This is a genomic window from Psychrobacillus sp. FJAT-21963 (assembly GCF_001420585.1).
Lineage (GTDB): Bacteria > Bacillota > Bacilli > Bacillales_A > Planococcaceae > Psychrobacillus.
This window is the reverse complement of sequence record NZ_LJIY01000001.1, coordinates 130,670-156,600: the sequence shown is the minus strand read 5'-3', so window position 1 is coordinate 156,600 and position 25,931 is coordinate 130,670. Positions and strand designations below refer to the sequence as shown.

Annotated in this window: 21 protein-coding genes; 15 read left to right on the top strand and 6 right to left on the bottom strand. The window is 35.2% G+C overall.

Annotation, left to right across the window (positions count from 1 at the left end; translation table 11 throughout):
- Window positions 1–485: 485 nt before the first annotated feature.
- The 13 genes from AN959_RS00765 to AN959_RS00705 all read left to right on the top strand — a co-directional run.
- Window positions 486–2,396 (top strand): GGDEF domain-containing phosphodiesterase (locus AN959_RS00765; protein WP_216598622.1); only part of this gene is annotated, 1,911 nt, incomplete at its 5' end.
- Between the two features lie 88 nt (window positions 2,397–2,484).
- Window positions 2,485–3,252 (top strand): 2,4-dienoyl-CoA reductase, encoded by a 768-nt coding sequence (gene fadH / locus AN959_RS00760; protein WP_056827484.1) that lies wholly within the window; start codon window positions 2,485–2,487, stop codon window positions 3,250–3,252.
- Window positions 3,253–3,860: 608 nt separating this feature from the next.
- On the top strand, window positions 3,861–4,313 hold the full coding sequence (cbpB, locus tag AN959_RS00755) for a cyclic-di-AMP-binding protein CbpB (protein WP_053590183.1): 453 nt from the start codon (window positions 3,861–3,863) through the stop codon (window positions 4,311–4,313).
- Window positions 4,314–4,377: 64 nt separating this feature from the next.
- Window positions 4,378–5,847, top strand: a complete 1,470-nt coding sequence (locus tag AN959_RS00750) for an MDR family MFS transporter (RefSeq protein ID WP_253278848.1) — start codon at window positions 4,378–4,380, stop codon at window positions 5,845–5,847.
- 3 nt (window positions 5,848–5,850) lie between these two features.
- Window positions 5,851–6,729, top strand: a complete 879-nt coding sequence (locus AN959_RS00745) for a LysR family transcriptional regulator (RefSeq protein ID WP_056827480.1) — start codon at window positions 5,851–5,853, stop codon at window positions 6,727–6,729.
- Window positions 6,730–6,813: 84 nt separating this feature from the next.
- Complete coding sequence (locus AN959_RS00740) at window positions 6,814–9,219, top strand: hypothetical protein (RefSeq protein ID WP_056827478.1); 2,406 nt, start codon at window positions 6,814–6,816, stop codon at window positions 9,217–9,219.
- Window positions 9,216–10,145, top strand: coding sequence for an ABC transporter ATP-binding protein (locus tag AN959_RS00735; protein ID WP_053590179.1), 930 nt, complete (start codon window positions 9,216–9,218; stop codon window positions 10,143–10,145). The genes AN959_RS00740 and AN959_RS00735 overlap by 4 nt, the downstream gene beginning before the upstream one ends.
- Window positions 10,146–10,988, top strand: a complete 843-nt coding sequence (locus AN959_RS00730; RefSeq protein WP_053590178.1) for an ABC transporter permease — start codon at window positions 10,146–10,148, stop codon at window positions 10,986–10,988. It begins immediately after the preceding gene.
- A 13-nt stretch (window positions 10,989–11,001) separates the two neighbouring features.
- Entirely contained in the window at window positions 11,002–12,426 is a 1,425-nt protein-coding gene (locus AN959_RS00725) for a hypothetical protein (RefSeq protein WP_056827476.1), read from the top strand.
- A gap of 12 nt (window positions 12,427–12,438) precedes the next feature.
- The gene (locus AN959_RS00720; RefSeq protein WP_056827475.1) at window positions 12,439–13,431 is read left to right on the top strand and encodes a MoxR family ATPase; all 993 of its coding nucleotides are present in this window, start codon (window positions 12,439–12,441) and stop codon (window positions 13,429–13,431) included.
- On the top strand, window positions 13,428–14,303 hold the full coding sequence (locus AN959_RS00715) for a DUF58 domain-containing protein (RefSeq protein ID WP_056827473.1): 876 nt from the start codon (window positions 13,428–13,430) through the stop codon (window positions 14,301–14,303). Before AN959_RS00720 ends, AN959_RS00715 begins: the two co-directional genes overlap by 4 nt.
- A gap of 11 nt (window positions 14,304–14,314) precedes the next feature.
- Window positions 14,315–16,072 carry a BatA and WFA domain-containing protein gene (locus AN959_RS00710; RefSeq protein WP_056827472.1) on the top strand — a complete coding sequence of 586 codons (1,758 nt, stop codon included), beginning with the start codon at window positions 14,315–14,317 and terminating at the stop codon, window positions 16,070–16,072.
- On the top strand, window positions 16,056–18,653 hold the full coding sequence (locus AN959_RS00705; RefSeq protein ID WP_056827470.1) for a VWA domain-containing protein: 2,598 nt from the start codon (window positions 16,056–16,058) through the stop codon (window positions 18,651–18,653). Before AN959_RS00710 ends, AN959_RS00705 begins: the two co-directional genes overlap by 17 nt.
- A 42-nt stretch (window positions 18,654–18,695) precedes the next feature.
- Here the strand turns inward: AN959_RS00705 and AN959_RS00700 are convergent, their stop codons facing one another.
- From AN959_RS00700 to AN959_RS00675, 6 genes are all read right to left on the bottom strand, one after another.
- A complete protein-coding gene (locus tag AN959_RS00700) occupies window positions 18,696–19,880 on the bottom strand; it encodes an MFS transporter (RefSeq protein WP_056827468.1) in 1,185 nt (394 codons plus the stop codon).
- 152 nt (window positions 19,881–20,032) lie between these two features.
- Window positions 20,033–21,106, bottom strand: coding sequence for a PotD/PotF family extracellular solute-binding protein (locus AN959_RS00695; protein ID WP_053590171.1), 1,074 nt, complete (start codon window positions 21,104–21,106; stop codon window positions 20,033–20,035).
- A complete protein-coding gene (locus AN959_RS00690) occupies window positions 21,103–21,906 on the bottom strand; it encodes an ABC transporter permease (RefSeq protein WP_056827465.1) in 804 nt (267 codons plus the stop codon). Before AN959_RS00690 ends, AN959_RS00695 begins: the two co-directional genes overlap by 4 nt.
- Complete coding sequence (locus AN959_RS00685; protein ID WP_056827463.1) at window positions 21,890–22,714, bottom strand: ABC transporter permease; 825 nt, start codon at window positions 22,712–22,714, stop codon at window positions 21,890–21,892. Before AN959_RS00685 ends, AN959_RS00690 begins: the two co-directional genes overlap by 17 nt.
- The gene (locus AN959_RS00680; RefSeq protein WP_053590168.1) at window positions 22,704–23,810 is read right to left on the bottom strand and encodes an ABC transporter ATP-binding protein; all 1,107 of its coding nucleotides are present in this window, start codon (window positions 23,808–23,810) and stop codon (window positions 22,704–22,706) included. The genes AN959_RS00685 and AN959_RS00680 overlap by 11 nt, the downstream gene beginning before the upstream one ends.
- Window positions 23,811–23,828: 18 nt before the next feature.
- On the bottom strand, window positions 23,829–24,371 hold the full coding sequence (locus tag AN959_RS00675) for a helix-turn-helix domain-containing protein (RefSeq protein ID WP_056827461.1): 543 nt from the start codon (window positions 24,369–24,371) through the stop codon (window positions 23,829–23,831).
- Window positions 24,372–24,565: 194 nt separating this feature from the next.
- On the opposite strand from AN959_RS00675, the gene AN959_RS00670 reads away from it, so the two are divergent.
- Window positions 24,566–25,009, top strand: a complete 444-nt coding sequence (locus tag AN959_RS00670; RefSeq protein WP_056827459.1) for a thioredoxin-like domain-containing protein — start codon at window positions 24,566–24,568, stop codon at window positions 25,007–25,009.
- A gap of 72 nt (window positions 25,010–25,081) precedes the next feature.
- Window positions 25,082–25,741, top strand: coding sequence for a TrkA family potassium uptake protein (locus tag AN959_RS00665; RefSeq protein WP_053590165.1), 660 nt, complete (start codon window positions 25,082–25,084; stop codon window positions 25,739–25,741).
- Window positions 25,742–25,931 lie beyond the last annotated feature (190 nt).

Sequence of the window (25,931 nt, the reverse complement as noted above, 5' to 3'; positions counted from 1 at the left end):
GAAGAGAGCGAACGCTTACAGGTTGGGGAGCAAAGCGAAAACAAGCTAAGAGAACCTATAAAGGAAGAAATGATTACGAATTTCCCATTTGAATGGATTCTATTTGGCATAGTAACTATTGCATGTATATTATTAGTTCGATATTTATTAAAAAATAAACCCGAGAAGTTAGAATTGGAGCAAGTTTATATCCAATATGAGAATGAAGAAATGAATAATGAACAAGAAAAGAAAAAGAGCCAATTAAAAACCATTTACAAAGTTGAAACGTCTCTATTACGAGAAAGATATTTACAGTTTGAAGTTGAATCGAATTCATTTGACTTAGGTAGAAAACGGGATGAGACAGTAAGAGAGTGGTTTAATAAAATGGGTTGGAAAGTTAATGATGAATTTTTTCAAATTTATGAGGAAGTACGGTACGGTGGGCATACAATTGCTACACCAAAAGCAGAAGTATTTATTAAAACATTAAATGAAATAANTTTTTTACCCATACATTACAATCTAAAAATGAATTCCTTTCTGAGGTTATTTCTAAACAAATGCAAAGTCTTTTTAATTTGGTTTCGGACACAAACGAAAAACTGTTCCTTCAACAATCCATTGTATTCGAAAAGGTAGAATACATTTTTGATATTTCCATAAAACAAATCGATGAAAAGAAAAAAATATTTGGATTAACTATGCACAATAAATCGAATGAAGAAGTTGAAAAAAAGGCTTTAATAGAAGCGAAGGAAAAATATTTATCTTTAGTAAGTAATAATTTGGATTCTGTTTTCTTTGTCAATGAAAATGGAACAATAACGTATTCAAATTCTATTGCATTAAAAGAACTAGGATATGAAACAGAATTTGTAAAAAATAAACCAGTGGAGCATTTTATCGAAGAAAATTCTTTAAGGAATTTTCAATTAATGATGAAACAAACGTTAAGTGGTTACCCTACTGAAATGCATAACTGTTTAATACTGCATGAAAAAGGTCATTACATAACTGTATATTTAAAGGCTATTCCTAACGAAATACTAGGAGAAATACACGGTTTTCATCTTTTCATACGAGATATGACAGCTGCAGTAGATGAAAAGGACCAATTATTTTATTTAGCATACCATGATCATTTAACAGGCTTATGGAACCGTCGGGCATTAAAAGAGCATTTACGAGAGAATTTAGAACAAGCTGAAAAAAATGAAAGTCAAATTTCAATTATTCGTATAGACTTAGATAGATTTAAGTTGATAAATGAATCACTGGGATATAATTCAGGGGATGAATTGTTAAAGAAAATTGCTGATCGGCTTGGTTTGTATATTGATAAAAAAAATAATTTATATAGACAAAGTGGCGATGAGTTTGTTTATATCTTAAAAGGGAAAACTAGGGACCAAACAAGTGTTTTTGCAGAAACTATTTTAGCTGAGTTATCAAAACCTATATACTTAGATCATCAAGAGTATTTTGTTACTGCATCAATTGGTATATCTATGTATCCGTTTGATGGAAAAAATTTAGACGAATTACTTATCAAAGCAGACCAAGCATTATACGTTGCAAAAGATAGAGGAAGAGCACATTATCGTTTTTTCCAAGATCAAATGAACTTATCTTTTCCAAATGAGGCTCTTATGGAATCACATTTAAGAAGAGCTATTGAAAAAGATGAACTTACGATTCATTTTCAGCCTCAAGTGAATTTAGTCACTGGGGAAATAAATTCTTTCGAAGCGTTACTACGGTGGAATAATAGAAAATTTGGATACGTGTCACCTATGCAATTTATTCCTCTTGCTGAGGAATCCGGTATGATTATGCAAATAGGCGATTGGGTATTAGAAGAAGCCTGTAAACAGTTGAAATATTGGCAGGAAAAAGGATATCGTCCAGTTCGAATTGCGGTAAATATTTCACCAAAGCAGTTCAAGCAAGAAAATTTTGCGATAAAAATTAGGGAAAAAATAAATAAATATCAAATTACTCCTTCATCATTAGAAGTAGAAATTACTGAAAGTGCCATGACTCATTTACAAGATACGTTAATAATGTTAAAAGAATTGAAGGAGATTGGTATTGTCATTTCAATTGATGATTTTGGTACAGGTTATTCATCCTTGAGTTACCTTAAAAAATACCCAATTGATATTATTAAGATAGATCAATCTTTTATTAAGGACATGGAAACTGATGATAAAAATGCAGCTATTGCCAATACTATTATCCAGTTAGCGCATAGCCTAGGCATGGAAGTTGTGGCAGAAGGTGTGGAAAAGGACAAACAAGTAGAAATATTAAAAGCTGCAAAATGCCAAAAAGCACAAGGATATTTTTTTAGTCGACCAGTACCGATTGAAGCTATTAATGAGTCATATATGAAAATAGAAAAAGCGTAAATTTCTTTTTAGAGATTTACGCTTTTTCTATATTATTATGATAAAATATGAGTGAATGTTCATTCAATTCCAAAGAAGGGGTGTTTTTATGTTGAATGGTAAAACGATAATTGTTACAGGTGGATCAAATGGTATGGGAAAGTATATGGCAATGAAGTTTGTTTCAGAAGGAGCAAATGTCGTTATTACTGGACGTGATTTAGAAAAACTGGAAAAAGCAAAAGAAGAAATTGAATCTATCGGAAGTACGATTTCTATATTTCAGATGGATGTCCGTAACCCGGAACATGTTGGTGCAATGGTAACTTTTTCAGATAATACGTATGGACAAATTGATGGATTAGTAAATAATGCTGCAGGAAATTTTATTGTAGAAACAGAGAAGCTTTCTCCAAATGGATGGAAAGCTGTAATTGATATTGTATTGAATGGAACTTTCTATTGTTCGAGTGCAGTAGGAAACTATTGGATTGAAAAAGGTAGAAAAGGTTCAATATTAAATATGCTTGCGACATATGCTTGGGGTGCCGGTGCTGGAGTAGCTCATTCAGCTGCTGCAAAAGCCGGTGTAATGTCTCTAACTCGTACGTTGGCTGTTGAATGGGGCACGAAGTATGGGATTCGAGTGAATGGAATTGCACCAGGTCCAATAGAACGTACAGGGGGAGCGGGTAAGCTTTGGGAATCTGAAGAGGCAGCGAAAAGAACACTTCAGTCTGTTCCTTTACGAAGACTAGGCCAGCCTGAAGAAATAGCTGAGCTTGCTGCGTTCATTATGTCAGAGAAGGCTTCTTATATGAACGGAGAAATCGTAACTTTAGATGGCGGACAATGGTTAAATCAGCATCCATTTTGATTCCAAATTATCACACTAAACTATAGGCATTCACGCTAGTCGCACGTCATTATACGCCATGTATACCAAGTCGTAATAACTATTTGTTGTCTCCTGTAATACTAAATACAATATATTATGGAAACTATACTGTATTACAGTGGGTGTTTCCAGGATGTGCGCCTTAAAAGCCGCAGGAGAGCGAAGAATAAGACCCCGTAAAGGATGTGGGAGCTACAAAGGAGCGACTCATCCTGCGGAGTCTCATGCGTAGCGTGCGGCAAGCGAGCATCCGTGTTTTACTTTTTTTATATATAAAAATATGAAAGAAAACGATTCTTTTATGTAAGTTGTATTAAGGATGTGCACCTTTTCAGACCGCAGGAGAGCGACTCATCCTATGAAGGCTCATGTGTATCGGAGGCAGGAGCACATCGGTTTTCTCTGCTCTAATTTGCTAATAAATATTCTATTAAGCTGACTAACTCATGATTTTTGAGTAACAATGGAAAAGAAAAAATTATACTTGATTGAAAGCGATTTCATAGTTTTTTATTCCTCGCATATGCTATCATAGTTTTATAGGTTATGTTTTCAAATGATGAAAACAAACAAAGGAGTAGAAGGCGATGATTACGGTGAGCAGTAAAGACTTTTTACAAATTCCAATTGAGGGATATATTATTTCAGCAGAAAAAGTAGCACATGTTCAATTAGGAAATAATGCAGAGCATGCGCTGTTAGTCTTAACAAAAACAGGATATTCTTCAATCCCCGTATTGGATGTGAAATACAGACTACAAGGATTAATAAGCACACAGCAAATTACAGATGAAATTTTAGGGTTAGAACATATTGAATACGAAAGACTACCTTCCTTAAAAGTGGACGATATAATGAAGACAGATTTACCAGTCATTCATATTAAAGAAAAATTTCAAAAAGGGTTAGACTTACTTGTAAATAATCCATATGTTTGTGTGGTCGATGATGAGCGTACGTTTTTGGGAATCTTAACTAGAAGAGTGATATTGAAGCAAATGAAAAAGTATTTATACCAAACGCAAGAATCTGAAGTATAATTGTTTTACGATTAGTGAAGGCCTTTTATGAAGGTCTTCTTTTTTTTGAAGTGAGGGGTTTATGATGAAATCTAAAGTGACCAAACGGCCTTTTGTTCTGATATCCGTAATGTTAGCAATGTTTATGGGAGCCGTGGAAGCAACTATTGTAGCAACTGCAATGCCGAGCATTACTTCTGATTTAGGTGGGTTTTCTAGGTATAGTTGGGTGTTTTCGGCCTATTTATTAATGAGTACAATTACTGTTTTAATATATGGCAAGCTTGCTGATATTTTTGGACGAAAAGTAGTCTTTTTTATTGGAGTTAGTTTATTTTTAAGTGGATCATTGTTATGTGGATTCGCAACTACTATGGAGCAGCTTATTATTTACCGACTAATTCAGGGTTTAGGTGCTGGTGCTGTCCAACCAATTGCAACTATTATTATTGGAGATGTGTATCAAGGAGAGGAACGGGCGAAGATTCAAGGCTACTTGTCAAGCGTTTGGGGTATATCTGCTGTGTCCGGACCTGCTATAGGGGGTATATTGGTTGAAACAATTGGCTGGCAATTTGTGTTCTGGGTGAATATACCTTTAGGTCTAATTGCCATGATAGGCATTGGATTGTTTTTACATGAAACAAGTCCAAGAAAAGATACGACTGTGGATTATAAAGGAGCTATCTTATTAACTGCTCTCCTTTCGTCCTTATTATTTTGGCTAGTGGAGGGTGGTCAATCGTTCCCATGGAAATCACTTACTAGTTTAAGCTTGATACTAGTAGTTATTGTCGGACTTTACTTCTTTATAAAAGTGGAAAAAAGAGCAAGTGATCCTTTTATGCCATTTTCTATATGGAGAAATAAAACGATATTATTTGCCAATCTAATTTCTTTTTTCACAGGGGTTATATTAATTGGTTTATCTAGTTATATACCGATGTATGTTACTGGGGTAATGGAACAAAAGGCTATTGTTGCTGGATTTACACTAACAGCAGTTTCAATTGGATGGCCAATAGCATCAACCATAGCTGGTCGATTATTAACGAAACACGGAGCTTCTAAACTGTCATTTGTAGGTACATTATTTTTAATGATTGGTACCTTTTCGTTTATTTTTATTAATCCAACTCTTAACCCTATTGTTATTGCTTGTTGTAGTTTCTTAGTAGGTATAGGTATGGGACTAACTAGCACTTCTTTTATCGTTACTATTCAGGGTGCTGTTGGACAAGAATTGAGAGGTGTGGCAACAGCAAGCAATCTATTTATGCGTAACTTTGGCAACACGGTAGGTGCTGCGCTCTTAGGTACAATTGTTAATGTAACATTAGGTAAATACTTAAAACATAACGGGTCTACTGAAGATTTGAGTATTATAGATCAATTGCTAGATGCAGAAGAAAGAAACGTTTTTTCAGTAGAGGAATTGTCCTTTTTGCAAGCAGGTCTAGATAATGCGTTACATGCTGTGTTTATAGCATCATTTATTATTGCGATTATTTGTTTCATCCTGGTATTTGGAATACCAAAAAAGAAAGGGGTATAAATTATGACTTCTGATTTTCAAATTATTAAAGTATTGGCGGAAGAATTAAATATGCGTAAAGCTGCTGAGCGCCTTTTTTTGTCACAGCCGGCACTTTCTTTACGTTTACAAACGATAGAAAAAGATTGGAATGCAAAACTGTTTTTACGCTCTCAAAAAGGTCTGACTCCTACACCAGAAGGAGAATTAGTAATAGAGTTTGCCAATAACACGATTCAACAAAGAGAAGAAGTAATGGAAAGTATTCAGTCCTTATCCTCTAAAGTGCATGGAACATTAAAAATAGCATGCGCCTCTATAGTAGGACAGAATTGGCTACCGAAAGTATTAAAAGATTTTGTTCAAACATACCCAGAAGCCAAAATTTCCCTACTCACAGGATGGAGTTCGGAGATTGTTAAGTCAATTTATGACGGTGAAGCACATATTGGTATAGTTCGTGGTCAATCTGATTGGAAAGGGAAGAAGACACATTTGTTCCGAGATACACTTTATTTAGTGGATAAAGAGATGACATCCGTAGACGATGTTTTAACGACAGAGAAACCATTTATTCAATTTAAAAGTGATTCAAATTATTATCAAGAAATACAATTATGGTGGCAAAAACACTTTTCTACCAATCCGAAAAGACAAATTATTGTAGATCAAATTGAAACTTGCAAGCAAATGGCTGTAAATGGGATAGGTTATGCTATTCTTCCATCCATTACGCTAAATGGACAAGAAGATGTACATAAAATCCCTTTAACAAACCAAGAAGAACAATTTGAATTGACTCGAGATACATGGCTGATCGGCTATGATGCCTCTTTTGAACTTCCACAAGTAGAAGCTTTTGTGGAGATTGTATACAAACATGCGGAGAGTTTCAATAATTGAGAAGAAGTTCCTTTTCATTTTTTTGAAGGAACCTCTGTCTGTAATTAACGTACTAATACATATAAAGAAAAAGGGGGACAAAGTATGCTTATCCGAAAGTTTACGTTGGTTATATCAGCACTTTTTATATACTTAACATTATTTCCGACGATTGATGCCTTGGCGGCTCCTAACTTACAAGTTAAAGCAACAGCAGGCTTTAATGGTAAAGCAAAGTATGGGGAAGGATTGCCTATTACCATTACCGTCGAGAACAAAGGGGATGCATTTTCAGGGGATATAGTTCTAGATATTGTTGAATCATATAATCTAGGAAATGCGCAGGCAGTTCCATTTGAAATTGGAGCTGGTGAGACAAAGACCATTCAAATAGCAGCATCGGGATTAACAGAGGACTATATGTATCAAGGGTCTAATGCACAATTGATACATTTCTTTGAAGGTGGATGGGAAAAAGGTAAGTCGATTGATTTTAAAGGAACCAAAAATTTAAGAGCGAGCTTCACAGATCCAGCAAGTAATTTTTATCTTACAATAACAAATAGTGCAGATCGTCTAAAAGTACTTAGTCAAATAAAGCAACAGGGACAATTAAGTGGAGAAGTAGTACATGTTGCCCAATTAAGTAACTTTACATTCCCAACAGAAGCAGCAGCTTGGGAAATGGCAGACTATATTGTCATTGATGAATTTGTTCTTGCGGATCTAGAGGAAAAGCAACAACAAGCAATAGTAGACTATGTGAATGTTGGTGGAAATGTAATTGTAGGTGCATCAGACAATACAGCTGCTGAACTTGGGAAGCTAGGAAGCAATTTGCCTTTGAATCTCCAAGCAAGTACAGTTTCTTTGTCAGCAGACAAAGTAAGTGCGTTAACAGCAAACAATAAACTATCAAATGATTTAAAAGTTTATGAGGCCTCTTTAAATGAGGGAGCTATTGAGTTATTAAATTTGGATGGAACTACCATTGCAGCCAAAAAAACTTTAGGTAGTGGATCCATCATTCAAACGACATTTTCCCTTGGCGATGAACCGTTAGCAAAGGATCCAGCATATAGCGACTTACTGACTACTGTTATGCAGTCAGTAAAAGTCAAGAAGAATTCGAATATGTATGGATATAACAGTAAGGATCAACTTGTTTATGAATTAGGTAGTACGAATTCCTTGTTTAGCTCCTTTAAAGTTTCAACTCCGTTAATGATTGGGATTGTTGTCTTTTACATGATTTTAGTCGGACCGCTTTTATATATTTTATTGAAAAGAAAAGATAAAAGAGAGTATGCATGGGGAATAATTCCTCTTACTGCTATTATTGCTTCAGCGGCCATATTTGGATATGGTGCGAGAGATAGAATAGCTCGTCCACAAGTTCAACAATCTTCTTTTTTATATGTTAATGAAGATAATAGTTTGAATGGATATTATTCCGAATCTTTATTAAGTAATAAGAGTGGAGAATTTGCATTCTCTGCCCCTTCCACAACAACTATGATTGCTCAAAGAAGTATGAATGCGTTTACTGGGCAGTCTCCTAACGTACATGAAGAAGTCATTTTAGAAAAACATGCGACAAATAGTGAGCTGACATTTCGCGATGTAGGATATTGGTCAGTTTCTACTTTTCTCGGAAATACACAATTACAAGAAGTAGGTAATTTTGGAGTAGATTTACGAGTAGAGTCAAGTAAATTAATAGGGACTGTACAAAATAATTTTCCTTTTGCACTTAAAGAAGTGTCGGTTTGGTCTGGAAGTAAATTAATTTCATTGGGAGATCTTCAACCAGGAGAAAGAATGGACGTAAACAAAGAATTAGGTACTGTCATGTTAACTCCGACTTCTAATCCATATTTTAATAGGAATTTTGGTTTGCCTTCTAGGAATAATGACAATTTATTAGAGCAAAGAAAGCAATCGTTATTTTCTACCAGCCAAATGTTTAGCCAACTAGGCACCAGTCCAGCAATAACAGCTTTTTCAGAAGATAATTTAATACCAATTGAATTAAAAGATAAAAAGGTGGAAATGTCCGCACTACATCTTATCATTCAACCATTTAAAGCAGAAACAATCTTCGCAGGAGAATTTGTATTACCAGCTAATACTTTCACCGTGAACGTCAACACAGAGCAATATGGTAAGTATATGGAACCGGTTGAAAATAGTAATTTAGAGTGGCACTTACAAGATGGAGAATATAATGTTTATTGGAAAGCACCAGATACTATCCCAACAGATAAAGTATTGTGGACACAACTCCAAATAGCTAATACTGATCGAAATTCGCAAAATATAGAAATATGGAATAATGACACTCAAGCTTATGAAGCTATAGATGAAAGTAGATACACAGTAACTGATAATATACAAAGTTATATTAATAAAAATGGCGAAGTGCATTATAAACTTACCAAAAAAGCGATTCAAGGGGATACCTATTCAAGACTTCCAGAAGTTCGTTTAAAAGGGGAGGTTAAGCAATGATTGAGATTAAAGGATTAACGAAAAAATATGGCTCTTTTTATGCATTAAATGACTTAAATCTTACATTGGATGAAGGTACAGTATTTGGGTTTGTAGGTGCGAATGGTGCAGGTAAATCTACTACTTTTTCTATTTTGGCAACGCTGTTACAACCGACTGCTGGGGATGCATTTGTTAATGGGAAAAGTGTTAAGACGGAAGCACATGAAGTAAGAAAGCAGATCGGATATATGCCTGACTTTTTTGGAGTTTATGATCAGTTAAAAGCAAATGAATATTTAGATTTTTATGGTGCTAGCTACGGATTATCAGATGATGATAGAAAAACATTAATTCCACAATTACTTGAACTAGTTAACTTATCACATAAGCGCTATGAATATGTGGATTTGTTATCACGTGGGATGAAACAACGTTTATGTTTAGCAAGAGCACTCATTCATGACCCTAAAGTTTTGATCTTGGATGAGCCGGCATCCGGGTTAGACCCACGTGCACGCGTAGAAATGCGAGATATACTAAGACAGCTAAAAGGGATGGGAAAGACAATATTGATATCCTCGCATATTTTGCCAGAGCTAGCGGAAATGTGTGATGAAATTGGGGTCATTGATGGTGGAAAACTGATTGCTCACGGATCGGTAGCTGAAATACAGGCACAACTTGCTGGAGAAAGGCAGATTACTGTAAAAGTAAAAGGTTTACTTGACAATGCAGCTTCCTTTTTTGAAGAGGATCCTTTCGCTTTCAAAGTAGAACAGCATTTGGAGAAAAATAGTTTAACGTTCCATTATAGAGGTACAGAGGACGATCAAATTACTTTGTTGAAAAAAGCGTTGGATAATAACTTACGTATTATTTCGTTCTCAGAAACCGAAACAGATCTTGAGGATGTCTTTATGGAAATCACGAAAGGGGTGAAATAAGTGAAACAGGCTTTATATAATCCAGTGTTAGTAAAAGAGATTAAATTACGCTTTCGTTCTCTTAAAAGCTTTATGGGAATACTTTTTTATTTAATTGCGATGTGTATTTTTGTATTTGGTTTTATAATGCTTACCACTTCTTTTACAGGAACAGGATACTTTCGTCCGGAGGAAAGCTTCTTCCTTTTTTCAATGCTAACTTATATCCAGTTAGGGCTAATTCTATTTATAACACCAGGACTGACAGCAGGTGCTATTAGTACAGAGCGAGAGAAACAAACGCTGAATATATTATTAACAACTTCACAGACATCCTTACAAATTATACTTGGGAAGCTAACATCGTCCATTGCATTTCTTCTCTTAATGGTATTAGCAGGGTTACCAATTTATAGCTTAGTATTTCTCTTTGGAGGAGTTTCTCCAGGTCAATTAGGAATTATTTTCTTATTTTATTTTCTTACAATGATTACAATAGGTGGAATAGGAATCATGTTCTCTACAATTATTCGAAAAACAATTGTAGCGATGATTGCGACGTATGGAACGATGATTTTTTTAACGGCTGTTACTGGTTTTATTTATCTTGTCATTACAGGAATGAATAGTATGGCAACCGGTTCGTTGACTTCATCGCCTATCGGTCACTTTTTTGCAAGTATTAACCCTGTAGTGTTAATGCTTACACTTATTTCACCTGGATCGGATAGCTTTATTACGGAAACAACAAAGATCGAGTTCCCAATATGGGCAGGTTATACCATTTTTTATGTGGTAATCACGATATTATCTCTTTTTATCGCAGTGAAGAAATTACGTGTAAATATGAAACGATCAAAATAGGGAGGACCCTTTGATGAGCCAACAAAAGCTTATTCGTCTAGTTCAAAAAGCTAGACGAAGCCTTTCATTAGAGCATTATACGAGATATTTCCAAGCAGCCTTATTTTATGGATTTACATGTGCCTCGTCTGTTCTATTTGTTTCTCGCTTATTTGTCTTTCCGTATTATTTACGCTCTTCTATAATTATTGGTTTTCTTACTTTCCTAATAGTTTTTTTATACGCTTTTTGGAAAAGACCTACAAAACAGGAGGCATTAGAAAGGCTAGATTCTTTCTTCCCAGACAATATTTTGATTACTGCTTTATCCTTTCTTCAACAGAAAACCGAACTTATTACAGGGCTTGTCAATAAAGCAGAAAGTGATAGTAAAGAAGCTTTAGAGGCATTTAAGAAACGAAAAAAATCTTATATTCAACCTAAATGGATAACAGGATTCGTTCTAGCACTTGCATTTGCATTAGTCCTATTTGCATTTCCTTCTGCAACACAGCTAGAAGCGAAGGATATAGAAAAGGAAAATCAAGTTGTAAATGAAATGAAGAAAGAAGTAAATAAATTAGAGAAAAAAGAAATGGTAAAGTCTGTGAAAAAAGATTTGAAGGAATTAAAGGAAAAATTGAAAGAAGTAGATACAGCGGAAGAAGCATTGCGCGAAGTAGTAAAAAAACAAAAAGAATTGGCCTTGAAAGAACAAAAGCTAGAGAAAAAGAAAGAGCTCTCGGAAAATGGGGAAACAACCGAAACATCTCTATCAGCGGAAGAACAAAAAGAGCTTGCCTCTTTGGAAGATGTAAATGATACTCTAGCAAAAAGTGCGGCATCCTCCCAAACAGCTTTAAGTAAAATGGGTAAGACATTCCCCTTTAGCACAAATGAAATAGCTCAAGGAAACTCGAGTTCAAATAACAATAGCACGAATACTTCCGGAAAATCAGGGAATGGCAACGAGGAACAAAAAGGTGCAAGTGAAAATAAAGGAACAGAACAAAAGGGTCAAGGCCATGGCCAAGGACAAGGACAGGGCCAAGGACAAGGACAAGGCCAAGGACAAGGACAGGGACAGGGCCAAGGTCAAGGTCAAGGACAGGGCAAAGGACAGGGCCAAGGACAGGGCCAAGGTCAAGGGCAAGGACAGGGTCAAGGTCAAGGGTCTGGTGCAGGTAAAGGTTCCGGAGGAAGAGACCTCCTTTCTATCCCATCAAGAATTGGTGGAAATGGCGAAACTAGTGTCGATAGTGGAAAACTTGGTGAGGGTGAAGCAGCTAGTGAACAATCTGGTGAGGTACCTGTAACTCGGGGATCCGTTAAACCATATGAAGAAGTGGTTAATGAATACGCTGACTCTTACTTAAAAAGCTCGGAAAGAATGCAACTACCATCTGATTTACAACGAATTGTTCAAGATTATTTCTCTACAGTTGAAAATAGTGATTAATGGAGGATACTTATGACTTTTACTACAGAAGATTATGTGAATATGAGTAAACGTTTAGAAGAAGTAAAGACAGAAATAGGTCAATTTATTGTGGGACAAAGGGAAGCAGTTGAGTTTGCAATTTATTGTGTTTTGGCTGATGGTCATGCTCTTTTAGAGGGGCTACCTGGTCTCGGTAAAACAATGCTCATTAGAACAATTTCTGAAGTACTCGATTTGTCTTTCTCTCGAATTCAATTTACACCAGATTTAATGCCCTCAGATATTACGGGAACAAGTATGATTGAACGTTTAGAAAATGGAAAGCAGCAATTCACCTTTCAAAAAGGCCCAATATTTAGTCAAATGGTGTTGGCAGATGAAATTAACCGTGCTACACCAAAAACGCAAAGTGCACTTTTAGAAGCAATGGGAGAAAAAACCGTGACAATACTCGGAGATACGAAACAGATGGATCGACCTTTCTTTGTATTAGCTACACAAAATCCCATCGAAATGGAAGGGACATATCCTTTACCAGAGGCACAAATGGATCGTTTTCTTTGTAAAATTCTTGTTTCGTATCCAACAAAAGAAGAACTAATGGAAATTACAAAACGGACAACAGGTGGTAATTCCATTGAACTAAATAAAATAATGAATGCAAAAGATATTGTATATGCACAACAAATGGTGAAAGAAGTTTTAATCGCAGATGATATGCTGGAATATGCCGTTGATATTATTGCAGCTACGCATCCAGAAGCGGCAATTGTCCCTGAAATTGCACAATACGTACAATACGGAAGTGGACCACGTGGTTTACAAAGCCTTATAAAGCTTGCAAAAGCACGTGCGTTAGTAGCCGGCCGATATCATGTGTCGATCGCGGATATAAAGTCAGTGGCAAGACCTGTTCTAAGACATCGTTTGTTATTGAATTATGAAGGAGAAGCAGAAGGTAAAACTTCTGACGAAATGGTGGAATTAATCTTACAAACTATTAAACAAGGGCAAACAATATGAGTACAGAGCCATTAGTACCAAAAGATTGGGCTGGTAAACTGAGTAGACTTTCTTTAGCAACCAAATCCAAACTGCGTGGTCAACATAAAGGTTCCCATCGCTCCCAACGATTTGGAGCTTCTCTCGATTTTTCAGATTTTCGAGAGTATAGCCCTGGAGATGATGTACGCCAAATAGATTGGAATGTATACGCTCGAACAGAAAAGTATTTTATTAAACGATTTCTAGATGAACAAGAAATGCGAGTACATATAATACTTGATTCCACCAAATCTATGGGGGATAAAATGAAATGGACGTTTGCTAAACAACTAGCTATATCCATTGGAATTCTCGTTTTGCAGCGTGATGATCGTTTATCTTTCACTGCAGTAACAGATGATAAGAAACCACCATTTAGACGAAAAGGGGCAACATATCGAAAGGCATATACTCAAATAATCTCTGATTTAAAAGAACCCATGATGACAAAGTCGTTCACTGACAATGTCATTTCATTTCTACCAAAGGATAGTACTGTTCTTTTTATTATTTCAGATTGCTTAGAAACCATAGAATCTTGGGAAAAATTACTTCAAAAATTACCGAAGTTCGCAGGTGACATACGTATTTTACAAGTAGTAACGAAAGACGAGTTAAAGCCAACTTATACAGGTGATGTGCAATTAGAAGATGTGGAAACTACTCATCAATTAAATATATCTATGTCTACCAGCGTATTGGAAGCATATGAGCGAGAAAGAAAATTACATCAGCAAGCTTTAGAATTGTTATGTAGAAAATTCGGGGTAAAACTGCTTCAGGTTAATGCAGAAGATGGTATTTCACAAACTATGTTTCATCAACTATTACGTGCAAACTGGGTACAGTGAGGTGAAATTATTTGGGTTTTAATCAGTTAGGGTTTTTATGGACAGCTATTTTTCCGTTAGCGGTTTTACTTTATTATTTCTTTCGTAAAAAATATGCGAAACAGAATGTTTCGTCCACTCTCTTTTGGAATGAAGCTATGAAGGAAACAAAGGCATCTCCTTATTTGAAGCATTTACAACGAAATGCTTTATTTTATTTACAGATGCTCGCAATGATTTTATTGGTTATTGCCTTACTACAACCATTTTGGAAAACAAAATCATTGGCTGGAGAACAAGCTTTGTTTATTGTAGACACATCTGCAACGATGGAAGTGAATACAAATGGTACATCTCTTTTTGAGCAACATAAAAAGGATATGTTAACACTTGTGGAACAGCTTTCAGATAAACCGTTAACAATAATAACTACAGGCAATCAACCGGTAGTTATCGCTCGCCAAGAAACGAACTTGAATGAAATTAAAAATATTATAAACGATATAGAAGTAAGCTATGAAGAAGAAAGTATGTCGAAATCATTAGACTTTGCTCAATCATTTTTTCATAACAAAGCGACCTCTGTTTACATATTTACCGATCAACTTGACAAGCAATCGTTGCCTTTACAATATGAGCAAGTAAGTTGGAATGTAGTTGGACAAACAAAGGATGTAAGAAATGTATCTTTGAAGAGATTTGGCGCTACCAAAACGAATACTGGAATCTCCGCTTTAATTCAGGTTGAAAACCAGTCAAATAAAGAAGAAGTAACTGAATTGACACTGTCAAATGAACAGACAGAAATGGTAAAAGAAAAGATTACCATACCTCCAAATGAAACAGTTACTTTATCATTTAATGACCTTAAAGAATCGTCCTTATTAAAAGCAAACCTAAATATAAAGGATCATTATTCTCTTGATGATTCCATGACTGTCTTTATGCAAGACCAATTATCAAAAGTATTTATTGATAGTTCTTTGCATTCCCTCGTTAGAACTGCTTTTCAATCGTTAGATATAGAAGTAAGCAGCATACCTCCTGAACAAGTAGGTTTGTTAAAAGAAGAAGGTATTGTCGTAACAAATCAATTCGGATTAATGGAACAGTTAGAGCTTCCATCTTTTTTTATTGGTAGAAATGATGTTACACCAATAGAAGTTAATGGTGTTGTAGAAACATTGGAACATCCTCTTTTTTCTTTTGCTAATCTAACAGATATATATGTGAATAGTGTATATCCACCTATAGAAGGATATACGACAATTGCAACAGTGGGAGAAGAACCATTCATTCAAGTTTCTCCAAGAGGAGATATTGTTGTTCTTTCTGATATTCAAATGACTGATTGGCCTCTGAGTCCATCGTTTCCTCTGTTTATGTGGAGTGTGAAAGAGCAGCTATCTGCCGGTAATACTTATTTAGGGACTTTTTCACCGAATGAACGCAAAGCCTTGTCGCTTGGAAGTGCAAGCAATGAGTGGGAGCTTTATACGATGGCTGATGAGTATGAATATTCCATTGAAAACGGGGGTGCATTTATAGCACCTAAGAAACCAGGTTTATATGTACTCCGTTCAGATGAAAAAGAAAAAAATATTTCAGTTGCTCTATCTCAAAAAGAAAAAGAAATTCAAAAAGGAGCGACTTATACATTAAGTGGACAACAAATAGAATCGAAGGAAAACTTTAGTCAACATTCATTTGTTCCTTACCTATTAATTGTTTTATTGTTACTATTTGTCCTAGAGTGGGAGGTGCAAAGACGACGTGGATTTACGAGTTGATCAACCACTATGGCTACTATTATTTATTCCAATTTTTCTTTACTTGATTTGGACATGGAGAAGAGATAAAAATAGTTTTCGAAAAGAAGCAAAAGTAGTATTTTTTATACGTCTACTTGCTATTTTTTGTTTAATCCTAGGGTTAACAAATCCATATCTATTATTACCTATTAAAGAAGAACAAGTTTTGTTTTTAGTCGATCGTTCGGCTTCTGTTCAAGGAACTGATCAACAAGTGACAGAATGGATTGAAAAAAGCATGTCTACCCGAAAGGATTCTCATCTTGTAGGCGTTTATACATTTGCAGAAGACTTTCAATCAGAAGTCGCATTGACGAGTGGAGAAGTAAATTTACCTGTTTTTGCGCCAATGAAAGATCCAGGTGATACAGATATAGCAAGAGCATTACAACTATCTACGGGTATTGTGGAGCCCAACAAAGCTACACGTATTGTTCTTTTCACAGACGGTATCGAAACTACTGGTTCTGTTACAGATGAGTTAGTTAAAATTACTGGAGGAAATGTAACGATTGACGTAGTTCAACTGAATAGGATAGCTACAGAAGATGTTGCAATAACCTCTTTTGAGACGCCACCCGTTGCGTTTGAAGGAGAGCAACAACAGTTAAACGTCGAATTAGAATCCACTACTAATACAAAAGGAGAAATACTTCTTTATCAAAATGATGAGTTAATATCACGTCAGCATTTAACGCTTGAACAAGGTACAAATACGTATACTTTTCGAAATTCATCTGCTGGGGAGGGCCTTTTAAAGTATGAGGTTCAAGTAGTCATTGCGGGAGATGGTTTAATTGAAAATAATAAACTGACAAGTGTCACGAATGTTGAAAGTTCACCACAACTACTAATCGTGACACATGAAAGAAATAACTCTAATATTGCATCAGTTATCGATCAAGCTGCTATCAAGACGGACGTGATTGATTCTACCGAGCTTCCGTTCGATCTATCCAATTATTTGGCGTATGATGCAATTATTTTTGATAATGTTCCTGGGCATGTTGTGGGAGAGCAAAAAATGACCGTCATCGAACAGGCAGTGAAGAACTTCGGTGTAGGGTTTATGATGGTTGGCGGCAAAAATAGCTTTGGCTTAGGTGGATACTTTAAAACTCCTATTGAAAAGTTACTTCCAGTGGAGATGGAGATTAAAGGTAAGCATCAATTGCCTTCTCTTGGATTAGTAATTGTTATGGATCGTTCTGGAAGTATGAGTGGCTCAAAATTCGAATATGCGAAAGAAGCAGCAGCCCGTTCAGTAGAAATGTTACGTGAAGGAGATACGCTTGGATTCATAGCATTCGATGATCGTCCTTGGGAAATTATAGAGACAGCATCTTTAGAGAATAAAGAAGAAGCCTTAGACAATATTTTATCTGTAGGGGTAGGCGGGGGCACAGAAATATATTCGAGTTTAGCTTTAGCTTATGAACGCCTATCTCCTTTAAAACTGCAAAGAAAGCATATCATTTTATTAACAGATGGACAGTCAGCTACTTCAAACGATTACGAGGCATTAATTGAGGAAGGATCGCAGGATTTAATAACAGTGTCTACTGTTGCAGTTGGGCAGGATGCAGACAGAGCATTATTGGAAAATATTGCTGAAATCGGTGGTGGATCTTTTTATGATGTGGCAGATGAATCTACTATTCCAGCCATAATGTCTACCGAAACGGCCATGATCTCCCGCACGTATATTGAAGATAATCCGTTTTATCCCACCATTTATGGAGATGCAGCATGGACGAGTTTATTTGCCGATGGTGTACCACAAATGAACGCGTATATCGCGACTACTCCTAAACAAACAGCATCTATTATTGCAGAAAGTGAAAAAGAAGATCCTGTTCTAGCAGAATGGATGTATGGGTTAGGAAGAACAATTGCTTTTACATCTGATTCCACAGGAGAGTGGAGTGGTGATTTCGCAAATTGGAATAATTGGGGTGATTTTTGGAACACAGCAGTTTCTCGACTTTTACCTGCATATAGTGAGGTACCTTTCACGATTCAAAAATCAAGTGATGGTAGTTATTCTGTAGCGGATCCTACTGGGAAGTCTTCGTTTATTGAAGTAACTGCAGTCAATGAAAAAGGAGAAGAATTACCTGTTACGTCAGAACCGATAGCACCTGGAAAATCAAGAGTGACAGTTGAAAGTGATCCTGGTCTTGTATTTTTCCGTGTTTCAAATGAACAAGATGCCTTATACCAAGCAGGCATATCGATACCATATAGTGCAGAATATAAAGTGCAGAAGGCAAATTCAAATTTGCTGGAGCAGATTGCAAGTCAAACAGGGGGCAGGCTGCTTACAGAAGCATCTGAAGTATTTCGACCTTTAGAGATAAAAAGCTCTGAAAAACAATCGATCCAACAAATGCTTGTACTTGCTGCGATTATTTTGTTTTTTATAGATATTACAATTAGAAGGTTTGGTTTTAGACAAATTATAGCTCCATTCTATAAATTGAAAAGAAAAGAAAAAATACCGAACGTGACTTCGACAAGTAATGTTGAAAAACTTGTAAAAGAGAAAAAGAAACGATAAAAAAAGCTGCTAGTGATAAAAAATTCACTAGCAGCTTTTGTGTTATATTACGGGATTCTTTTTCTTAACCCAAACTAGAGTTAAACCCCATGAAAATAGTAATATGACCGAACCTATGACAAATGGAAAGTTGATATTAATATCAAAAAATATTCCCGCTAGTGCAGGACCTATCATATTTCCTAAACTCATATAAGCATTATTCATACCTGCAGCAAATCCTTGTTCATTCCCTGCCAATTTTGAAACAACCGTATTGACTGCTGGACGAATAAGGGTAGTTGCAGTAGAAAATATAGAAGCCACTAATAATACTAGCCAGAAACCATCTACTAGGAAGAATAGTAAAAAAGCAAAGGCAGCTACTACTAAATTGGTCAAGATAACATTTATTTCTCCGAAACGCTTGAACAACTTATCGACAACGACTGTTTGAACAATTACACCGATAAATCCACCAACTGTTAATACGACTGCTATGTCTTGTGGAGTGTAATTGTATTTATGATCCACGTATAATGAGAAGGTCGTTTGGAAATTGGCAATACCAAATGAGAAAACAAAGATGATGATTAGCATCATAAAATAAGGTGTTTTAACAGAGTTCTTCATTTGAACAAAAATATCTTGTCGTTTTTTCTCTTCAGGAGGATTTGCCGAAACAGCATTTTTAATATCCGGCAAAATGAAAAAAGATACAATGGAAGATAGGATTGCTGCTAGGGCAGCCATATAGAATGGGAAAGTTAAGCTAACGTTAGCTAAAAATCCTCCTATTGCTGGACCAATCATAAATCCAAGAGACATAGAAGCACCAAGGAGTCCCATTCCTTTTCCTCGTTCTTCAAGAGAGGTGATATCTGCAACAAATGCCATCGTTGCAGGAATTAAAAAGGCTCCTCCAATCCCACTAACAAAACGTGCACAATAAAGCATCCACTCATGAGTAGCCATTCCGAACCATAATTGTGAAGCAGAAAAGATAACTAGGCCAACTATGATTAGTTTCTTGCGTCCCAGTGAATCAGATAAATCTCCAGCTAAAGGAGAAAATAAAAACTGACCTAATGCAAAGGAAGCAATAATAAATCCGAGTGCTTGTCCTGCTACACCAAATGTTTCAAGATATTGAGGCATAACTGGAATAACTAAACCGATTCCTGCCATCGCTATAAACATATTAAACATTAATATGTAAAGGGCATATTGATTTGATTTCTTTTTCATACGTTTCCTACTTTCTAAAAATACTTATATACGTCTATCGATTCTATCACATTCTTATCATAATAAAAACTTTCGCAACACGAATTATTGTTAATTTTATATTTAGATAATTAAAAACCTAGAACCGTCTATTAATAGACGGTTCTAGGTTTTTAGTTTGTACTCATTTTAAACTCTAAAAATAATTCATTGTACTTACCGAGTAATTCAAGACCGAGATTATTATAAACTTCTAAATTGTCTCGTTGTTCCTCTGGAGGATAGAAACGTTCATCCGAGGTAACTTCTTCATCCATTAAGGAAACTGCTGCAACGTTTGGTGTAGAGTAACCTACATAATCTGCGTTTTGAGCAGAAATTTCAGCATCTAACATAAAGTTAATAAATGCATGGGCTCCTTCCACATTAGCAGCAGTTTTCGGTATAACCATATTATCGAACCATAAATTGGATCCTTCTTGTGGAACTGCATAGTCAAGTTCTTCATTTTCCCACATCATATCAGCAGCTTGTCCTGACCAAGTAAGTGCCACAGCAGCTTCCTCATTAACCATTAGTTGAGTTACTTCATCTCCAATAATAGCTTTTACATTAGGTGTAAGTTTTTTCAACTTATCTGTAGCTTCTTGCAACTCGTTTTCGTTTGTTGAGTTTAAAGAATAGCCTAAACTATTCAAGCCCATTCCAATAACTTCTCTGGCACCGTCTACTAATAGAATTTCTCCTTTTAAAGATGGATCCCAGAGTGCTTCCCAACTTTCAAAGGTTTGTCCATCGAGCAAGCTCGGATTATAAACGATTCCTACAGTTCCCCAAAAATAAGGAATAGAAAATTCATTTTTAGGATCAAAGGACAAGTCTAAAAAATATGGATCAATATTTTTTAAATTCGGTATTTTGGAATGGTCAATTGGTAATAGTAAATTATTTTCTTTCATTTTTTCTATTGCATATTCAGAGGGGACAGCAATATCGTAGGAAGTCCCACCTTGCTCAATTTTAGTCATCATAGCTTCATTCGAATCGAACGTTTCATATACGACCCGATATCCGGATTCTTCCTCAAATTGTGCGATTAACTCTGGGTCAATATATTCTCCCCAGTTATAAATAGTAACGGTATCATTCCCAGCTTTTCCTGAGCTTTTATTTAAATAGTCATTAACAAGAAATAATAAAATACATACAACGATTATTGCTACTGTAGCTCTTATAATATTCTTCATTTTCTTACCCCCATTCCAACAGGGTTTTTACCACGTTGACTAATAAAGTAATAACCAACTACTAGGAACAAAGTAACTACAAAAATGATACCAGATAGCGCATTAATCGTTAAGGTTATACCAGCACGTGCCATGGAGTAAATTTCAACAGAAAGCGTACTGAAACCATTCCCTGTAACGAAAAAAGTCACTGCAAAATCATCTAGTGAATAGGTTAATGCCATAAAAAATCCCGCAAATATTCCCGGTTTGATAAATGGAATAATCACTCGAGATAATATATCTTTGTTCGTCGCTCCAAGGTCAGAAGCAGCATCGATTAAAGAGCTGTTCATCTCTTGTAGCTTTGGAAGAACCATAAGTACAACAATAGGAATACTAAATGCGATATGAGAAATTAACACAGAAGCAAATCCCAATTTAACACCGACCATTGTAAACAAGATTAAGAAGGAAGCACCAATAACAACATCTGGACTTACAATTAATACATTATTTAAAGATAAAATGGAATTACGGATAGATTTATTTCTCATATAGACAATACCAAGGGAACCAAACACACCAATAATCGTTGCTATTAATGCAGAAAGTAATGCAACAATTATAGTATTAATAAGTATCATAATCAGTCGAGTGTCAGAAAAGACAGCTCCATAATGTTCCCATGTAAATGACTCAAAAGAATTCATCGTACCGCCACTATTAAAAGAATAAAAGATTAGATAAAAAATCGGTGCGTATAAAACAATAAATACGAGGGCTAAATATAGCTTTGCTGACTTACTTGTTTTTTCCATGTAAATTAGCCCCCTTATCTCTTTGGCCTGTAATTATCATTATTATTACCATGAATATAATTAGGAATACTGCAATTGTTGCACCCATTCCCCAGTTTTGTGTAACTAAAAATTGTTGTTCAATAGCTGTACCTAGTGTAATTACCTTGTTCCCAGCGATTAAACGTGTAATCATGAAGAGGGAAAGGGAAGGGATAAATACTGCTTGAATACCAGCTTTCACACCATTCGTCGTTAATGGGAAAATCACTTTTGTAAAGGTCGTCCAACTTGATGCACCTAAATCTCTACCAGCATCAACTAAGGATGGATTTAACTTATCCAATGCATTAAAGATAGGTAGAATCATAAAAGGAATAAAAATATAGACGGAGACAAAAATAAAACTAAAATCAGTAAATAATATTTGCTGCTCTCCGATTCCAAATACATTTAAAAATGCATTTATAGGTCCATATAAACCAAAAATTCCAATGAAAGCATATGTTTTTAGAAGTAAGTTTATCCAAGACGGAATAATGATTAATAATAGCCATAATTGTTTATGTTTTGTTTTTGTTAAAAAATAAGCTGTAGGGTAAGCAATTAGTAAAGAAAACAATGTAATTAAAAAAGCATACCAGAAAGAGCTAATGGTCAATTTTAAATAAACAGAAGTAAAGAAATTTTGATAATTTGTAAGCGTAAAGTTACCGTTTAAGTCAAAGAAAGAATAATAAGCAATCAATGCTATTGGAGCTATTACAAATAATAGAATCCAAGCAAAATACGGTACTAAATATAAAGTTTTCGTATTTTTAGTTTGCATACTGTTCTTCTCCGTAAGATTCTAAACGTTTGTCGAATTCTTCTTCTGTTTCATTGAGACGCATTACATGAATAGATTCTGGATCAAAATCTAAACCGATAAATTCACCGACTTCTGCTTTTTTGGTTGAGTGAACAAGCCATTCATTTCCCTCATCATCGTAAGTTGAAAGTTCATAGTGAACCCCTCTAAATAGCTGAGTATCTACTTTTACTTTCATTTTTCCTTTTTCAACTTCTGTGATTTCTAAATCTTCTGGACGGATTACAATATCAACTTTTTCGTTTGTATTTAACCCCTGATCGACACACTCAAATACTTTTCCACCAATTCGAACTTGAAAATCCGCAACCATCGTTCCAGATACAATATTAGATTCCCCAATAAAATCAGCTACGTAGCGATTAATTGGTTCATCATAAATGTCCATAGGAGTACCGCTTTGTTCAATGTGACCTGCATTTAATACGAAAATTTCATCAGACATTGCAAGTGCTTCTTCTTGGTCATGTGTCACAAAAATAAAAGTTTTTCCTAACCGTTGTTGTAATTCACGAAGCTCGTATTGCATTTCAGAGCGAAGTTTCAAGTCAAGAGCTGATAGAGGCTCGTCTAGTAAAATTATTTCAGGATCATTGACGATTGCACGAGCTATTGCAACACGCTGTCTTTGCCCACCAGACATTTCAACGATTTCTCTATTTTCATATCCTGTCAAATTAACAAATTTAAGTGCCTCAAATACTTTTTGTTCTATTTCTTTTTTTCCTAACTTTTTAATACGAAGACCAAATGCAACATTTTCAAACACATTTAAATGTGGAAACAATGCATAGTCTTGGAATACGGTATTTACTTGACGTTCATTTGCAGGAACGTTATTAATTAGTTTCCCATTGAAATAAATGTTTCCACTGGAAGGTTGCATAAATCCTGCTATTAATCTCAATATTGTTGTTTTCCCACAACCAGATGGTCCTAGAAGAGTATAAAACTTTCCACGTTCTAATTCCAAGTTAATATTATCAAGTACTGTAGTGTCTGAATCGTAGAATTTTGTAACATTCTCGAAACGAATGATTGTTGTTTCCGACATAAAATCCCTCCATAACTTCTATAAATATGAATTTGTAACTACGTAAATAACGTGTGCTTCTTCAGTAGAATTATTTTCAAGCAGATGATGATCAGACGCTTCAAAGTAAATAGATTCTCCTTTTGAAGCTATGTATTGTTGCTTTCCTAAAGTAAGTTTAACTCTTCCTTGTAATACATAAATAAAAGTCTCAGAAAGTGAAGGCTCAAATTGTTTAAATTGACCGTCAACTCCAAACTTAAGATAAACAGGCTCCATTTCATTATCATTGGATTCAGAAATAAGCCATCTTAGTTCATAGTTCTTATCTTCATCTTCATAAATAGTCTGTTCATCTTGCGTGAAAACCACCTTTGTCCTTGCGTATTCATCGTCAAAAAAATCTTTCGGTTTTGTTCCTAATACACTTAATATGGAAAAAAGGGTCTCAATAGACGGCGAATTTATATCTCTTTCTAATTGAGATATAAAACCTTTACTAAGGTCTGTTCTTTCTCCAAGTTCTTCTTGTGTTAGTCCTTTTTTTAAACGCAACCTCTTTATTTTTTTCCCTATTTGCATATAAAGAAACTCCTTCTTAAGCGAAAATGAATTCCTATTTTAAACAAAGTTTATTTTAACACAACTTAAAGTTTACTTTAACAACTTATTTTATTAATATCAAAAAATTGTTAGTACTCCTATAAAAGGAACAGTCAATTTACTTTCATTTGCATACAATAGCTTTGGACTTATACAAAAAAGGAGAGAAGTAATTGAAGCTAAGAGAGGAGTTACCTGATTTATCTCGGGATTTAAAGTGGATGAATGGCAAACAGACAAAGGAGCAATTGATAGGTGAAGTACCCCTTCTTGTCCATTTTTGGTCAGTAAGCTGTAATTTATGTAAGACCTCAGTGGAAAAAATCAATAAATGGAAAGTGTTATACAATGGAAAATTTAAAATCGTTAGTGTGCATATGCCAAGAAAACAAGAGGATATAGATGAACAGTTAATTCAAGTTCTTACTAAGAAATGGAACATGAGCCATCCCGTTTGCTTAGACCATCAATTAATTGTTACCAAAGCATTTCAAAATAGAATTGTTCCTTCCTTTTATTTATTTGATAAAAATGGTTTGTTAAGACATGTCCAATCTGGTGAGAACGGGATGCATATGCTTGAAAAACGATTGACTCTTTTAATGAAAGAAAAATAGGACGATAAATCTATCTACTATTTGATTCCATATGGTAAACTAAGTGCAGTCGAATGGTAGGGAGGTATTGGCGTGCAAAAGGAATTCGTAGTTATAGGATTAGGTCGTTTTGGAGGAAGTATTGTACGAGAACTGATTACTCAAGGTGCAGATGTAATGGCAATCGATATAGTACCAGAGCGTGTAGATGAATTTGCAGCAATTGCAACACAAGCCGTTGTAGCAGATACCACAGACGAAGCAGCTTTAAAATCTCTTGGTATTCGGAATTTTGAACATGTAATTGTTGCTATTGGAGATGATATTCAATCCAGTATTCTTACAACACTAATGCTTAAAGAGATAGGTGTCAAAAAAATTACTGTAAAAGCACAAAATGATTACCATGAAAAAGTACTTCGCAAAATAGGGGCAGATCAAGTTGTTCATCCAGAGCGAGACATGGGTATTAGAATTGCAAATAATATAATATCTAGTAATGTTCTCGATTATCTTGAACTATCTGACAAACATTCAATTATGGAAATAAAGGTAAATGAAAAAATAGCAGGTCATTCTATTATCGATTTAGATATTCGTGCAAAATACGGAATAAATATTGTTGCTGTCAAAAGGGGAAATGATATTTTTGTTTCACCACCTCCAGATGAGCAGCTTCAATTAAATGATGTACTCATCATTATTGGAGCAGATGTCGATATTAATCGTTTTGAGAAAAAAGTTTTATCTTAATGAAAAGCTGTAAATACCAAAACATAAGCCCAGATGTGGGCTTTTTTATTTGCGCACGAAACCTCTAAATAATCTCCCACAAGAGCTTTCTTATAAAGAGATAAAATATTTCAATCTTTTTCATACATTCCAGAACCATTTTTTTACAAAAACAAAAACATCATAATTACAATTCCTTGTGAAAGACTAT

Bases quoted from the DNA above. Each gene is read 5' to 3' on its own strand.
- fadH (WP_056827484.1), top strand. From the start codon at position 2,485: ATGTTGAATGGTAAAACGATAATTGTTACAGGTGGATCAAATGGTATG.
- cbpB (WP_053590183.1), top strand. From the start codon at position 3,861: ATGATTACGGTGAGCAGTAAAGACTTTTTACAAATTCCAATTGAGGGA.
- AN959_RS00750 (WP_253278848.1), top strand. From the start codon at position 4,378: ATGAAATCTAAAGTGACCAAACGGCCTTTTGTTCTGATATCCGTAATG.
- AN959_RS00745 (WP_056827480.1), top strand. From the start codon at position 5,851: ATGACTTCTGATTTTCAAATTATTAAAGTATTGGCGGAAGAATTAAAT.
- AN959_RS00740 (WP_056827478.1), top strand. From the start codon at position 6,814: ATGCTTATCCGAAAGTTTACGTTGGTTATATCAGCACTTTTTATATAC.
- AN959_RS00735 (WP_053590179.1), top strand. From the start codon at position 9,216: ATGATTGAGATTAAAGGATTAACGAAAAAATATGGCTCTTTTTATGCA.
- AN959_RS00725 (WP_056827476.1), top strand. From the start codon at position 11,002: ATGAGCCAACAAAAGCTTATTCGTCTAGTTCAAAAAGCTAGACGAAGC.
- AN959_RS00720 (WP_056827475.1), top strand. From the start codon at position 12,439: ATGACTTTTACTACAGAAGATTATGTGAATATGAGTAAACGTTTAGAA.
- AN959_RS00715 (WP_056827473.1), top strand. From the start codon at position 13,428: ATGAGTACAGAGCCATTAGTACCAAAAGATTGGGCTGGTAAACTGAGT.
- AN959_RS00700 (WP_056827468.1), bottom strand. From the start codon at position 19,880: ATGAAAAAGAAATCAAATCAATATGCCCTTTACATATTAATGTTTAAT.
- AN959_RS00695 (WP_053590171.1), bottom strand. From the start codon at position 21,106: ATGAAGAATATTATAAGAGCTACAGTAGCAATAATCGTTGTATGTATT.
- AN959_RS00690 (WP_056827465.1), bottom strand. From the start codon at position 21,906: ATGGAAAAAACAAGTAAGTCAGCAAAGCTATATTTAGCCCTCGTATTT.
- AN959_RS00685 (WP_056827463.1), bottom strand. From the start codon at position 22,714: ATGCAAACTAAAAATACGAAAACTTTATATTTAGTACCGTATTTTGCT.
- AN959_RS00680 (WP_053590168.1), bottom strand. From the start codon at position 23,810: ATGTCGGAAACAACAATCATTCGTTTCGAGAATGTTACAAAATTCTAC.
- AN959_RS00675 (WP_056827461.1), bottom strand. From the start codon at position 24,371: ATGCAAATAGGGAAAAAAATAAAGAGGTTGCGTTTAAAAAAAGGACTA.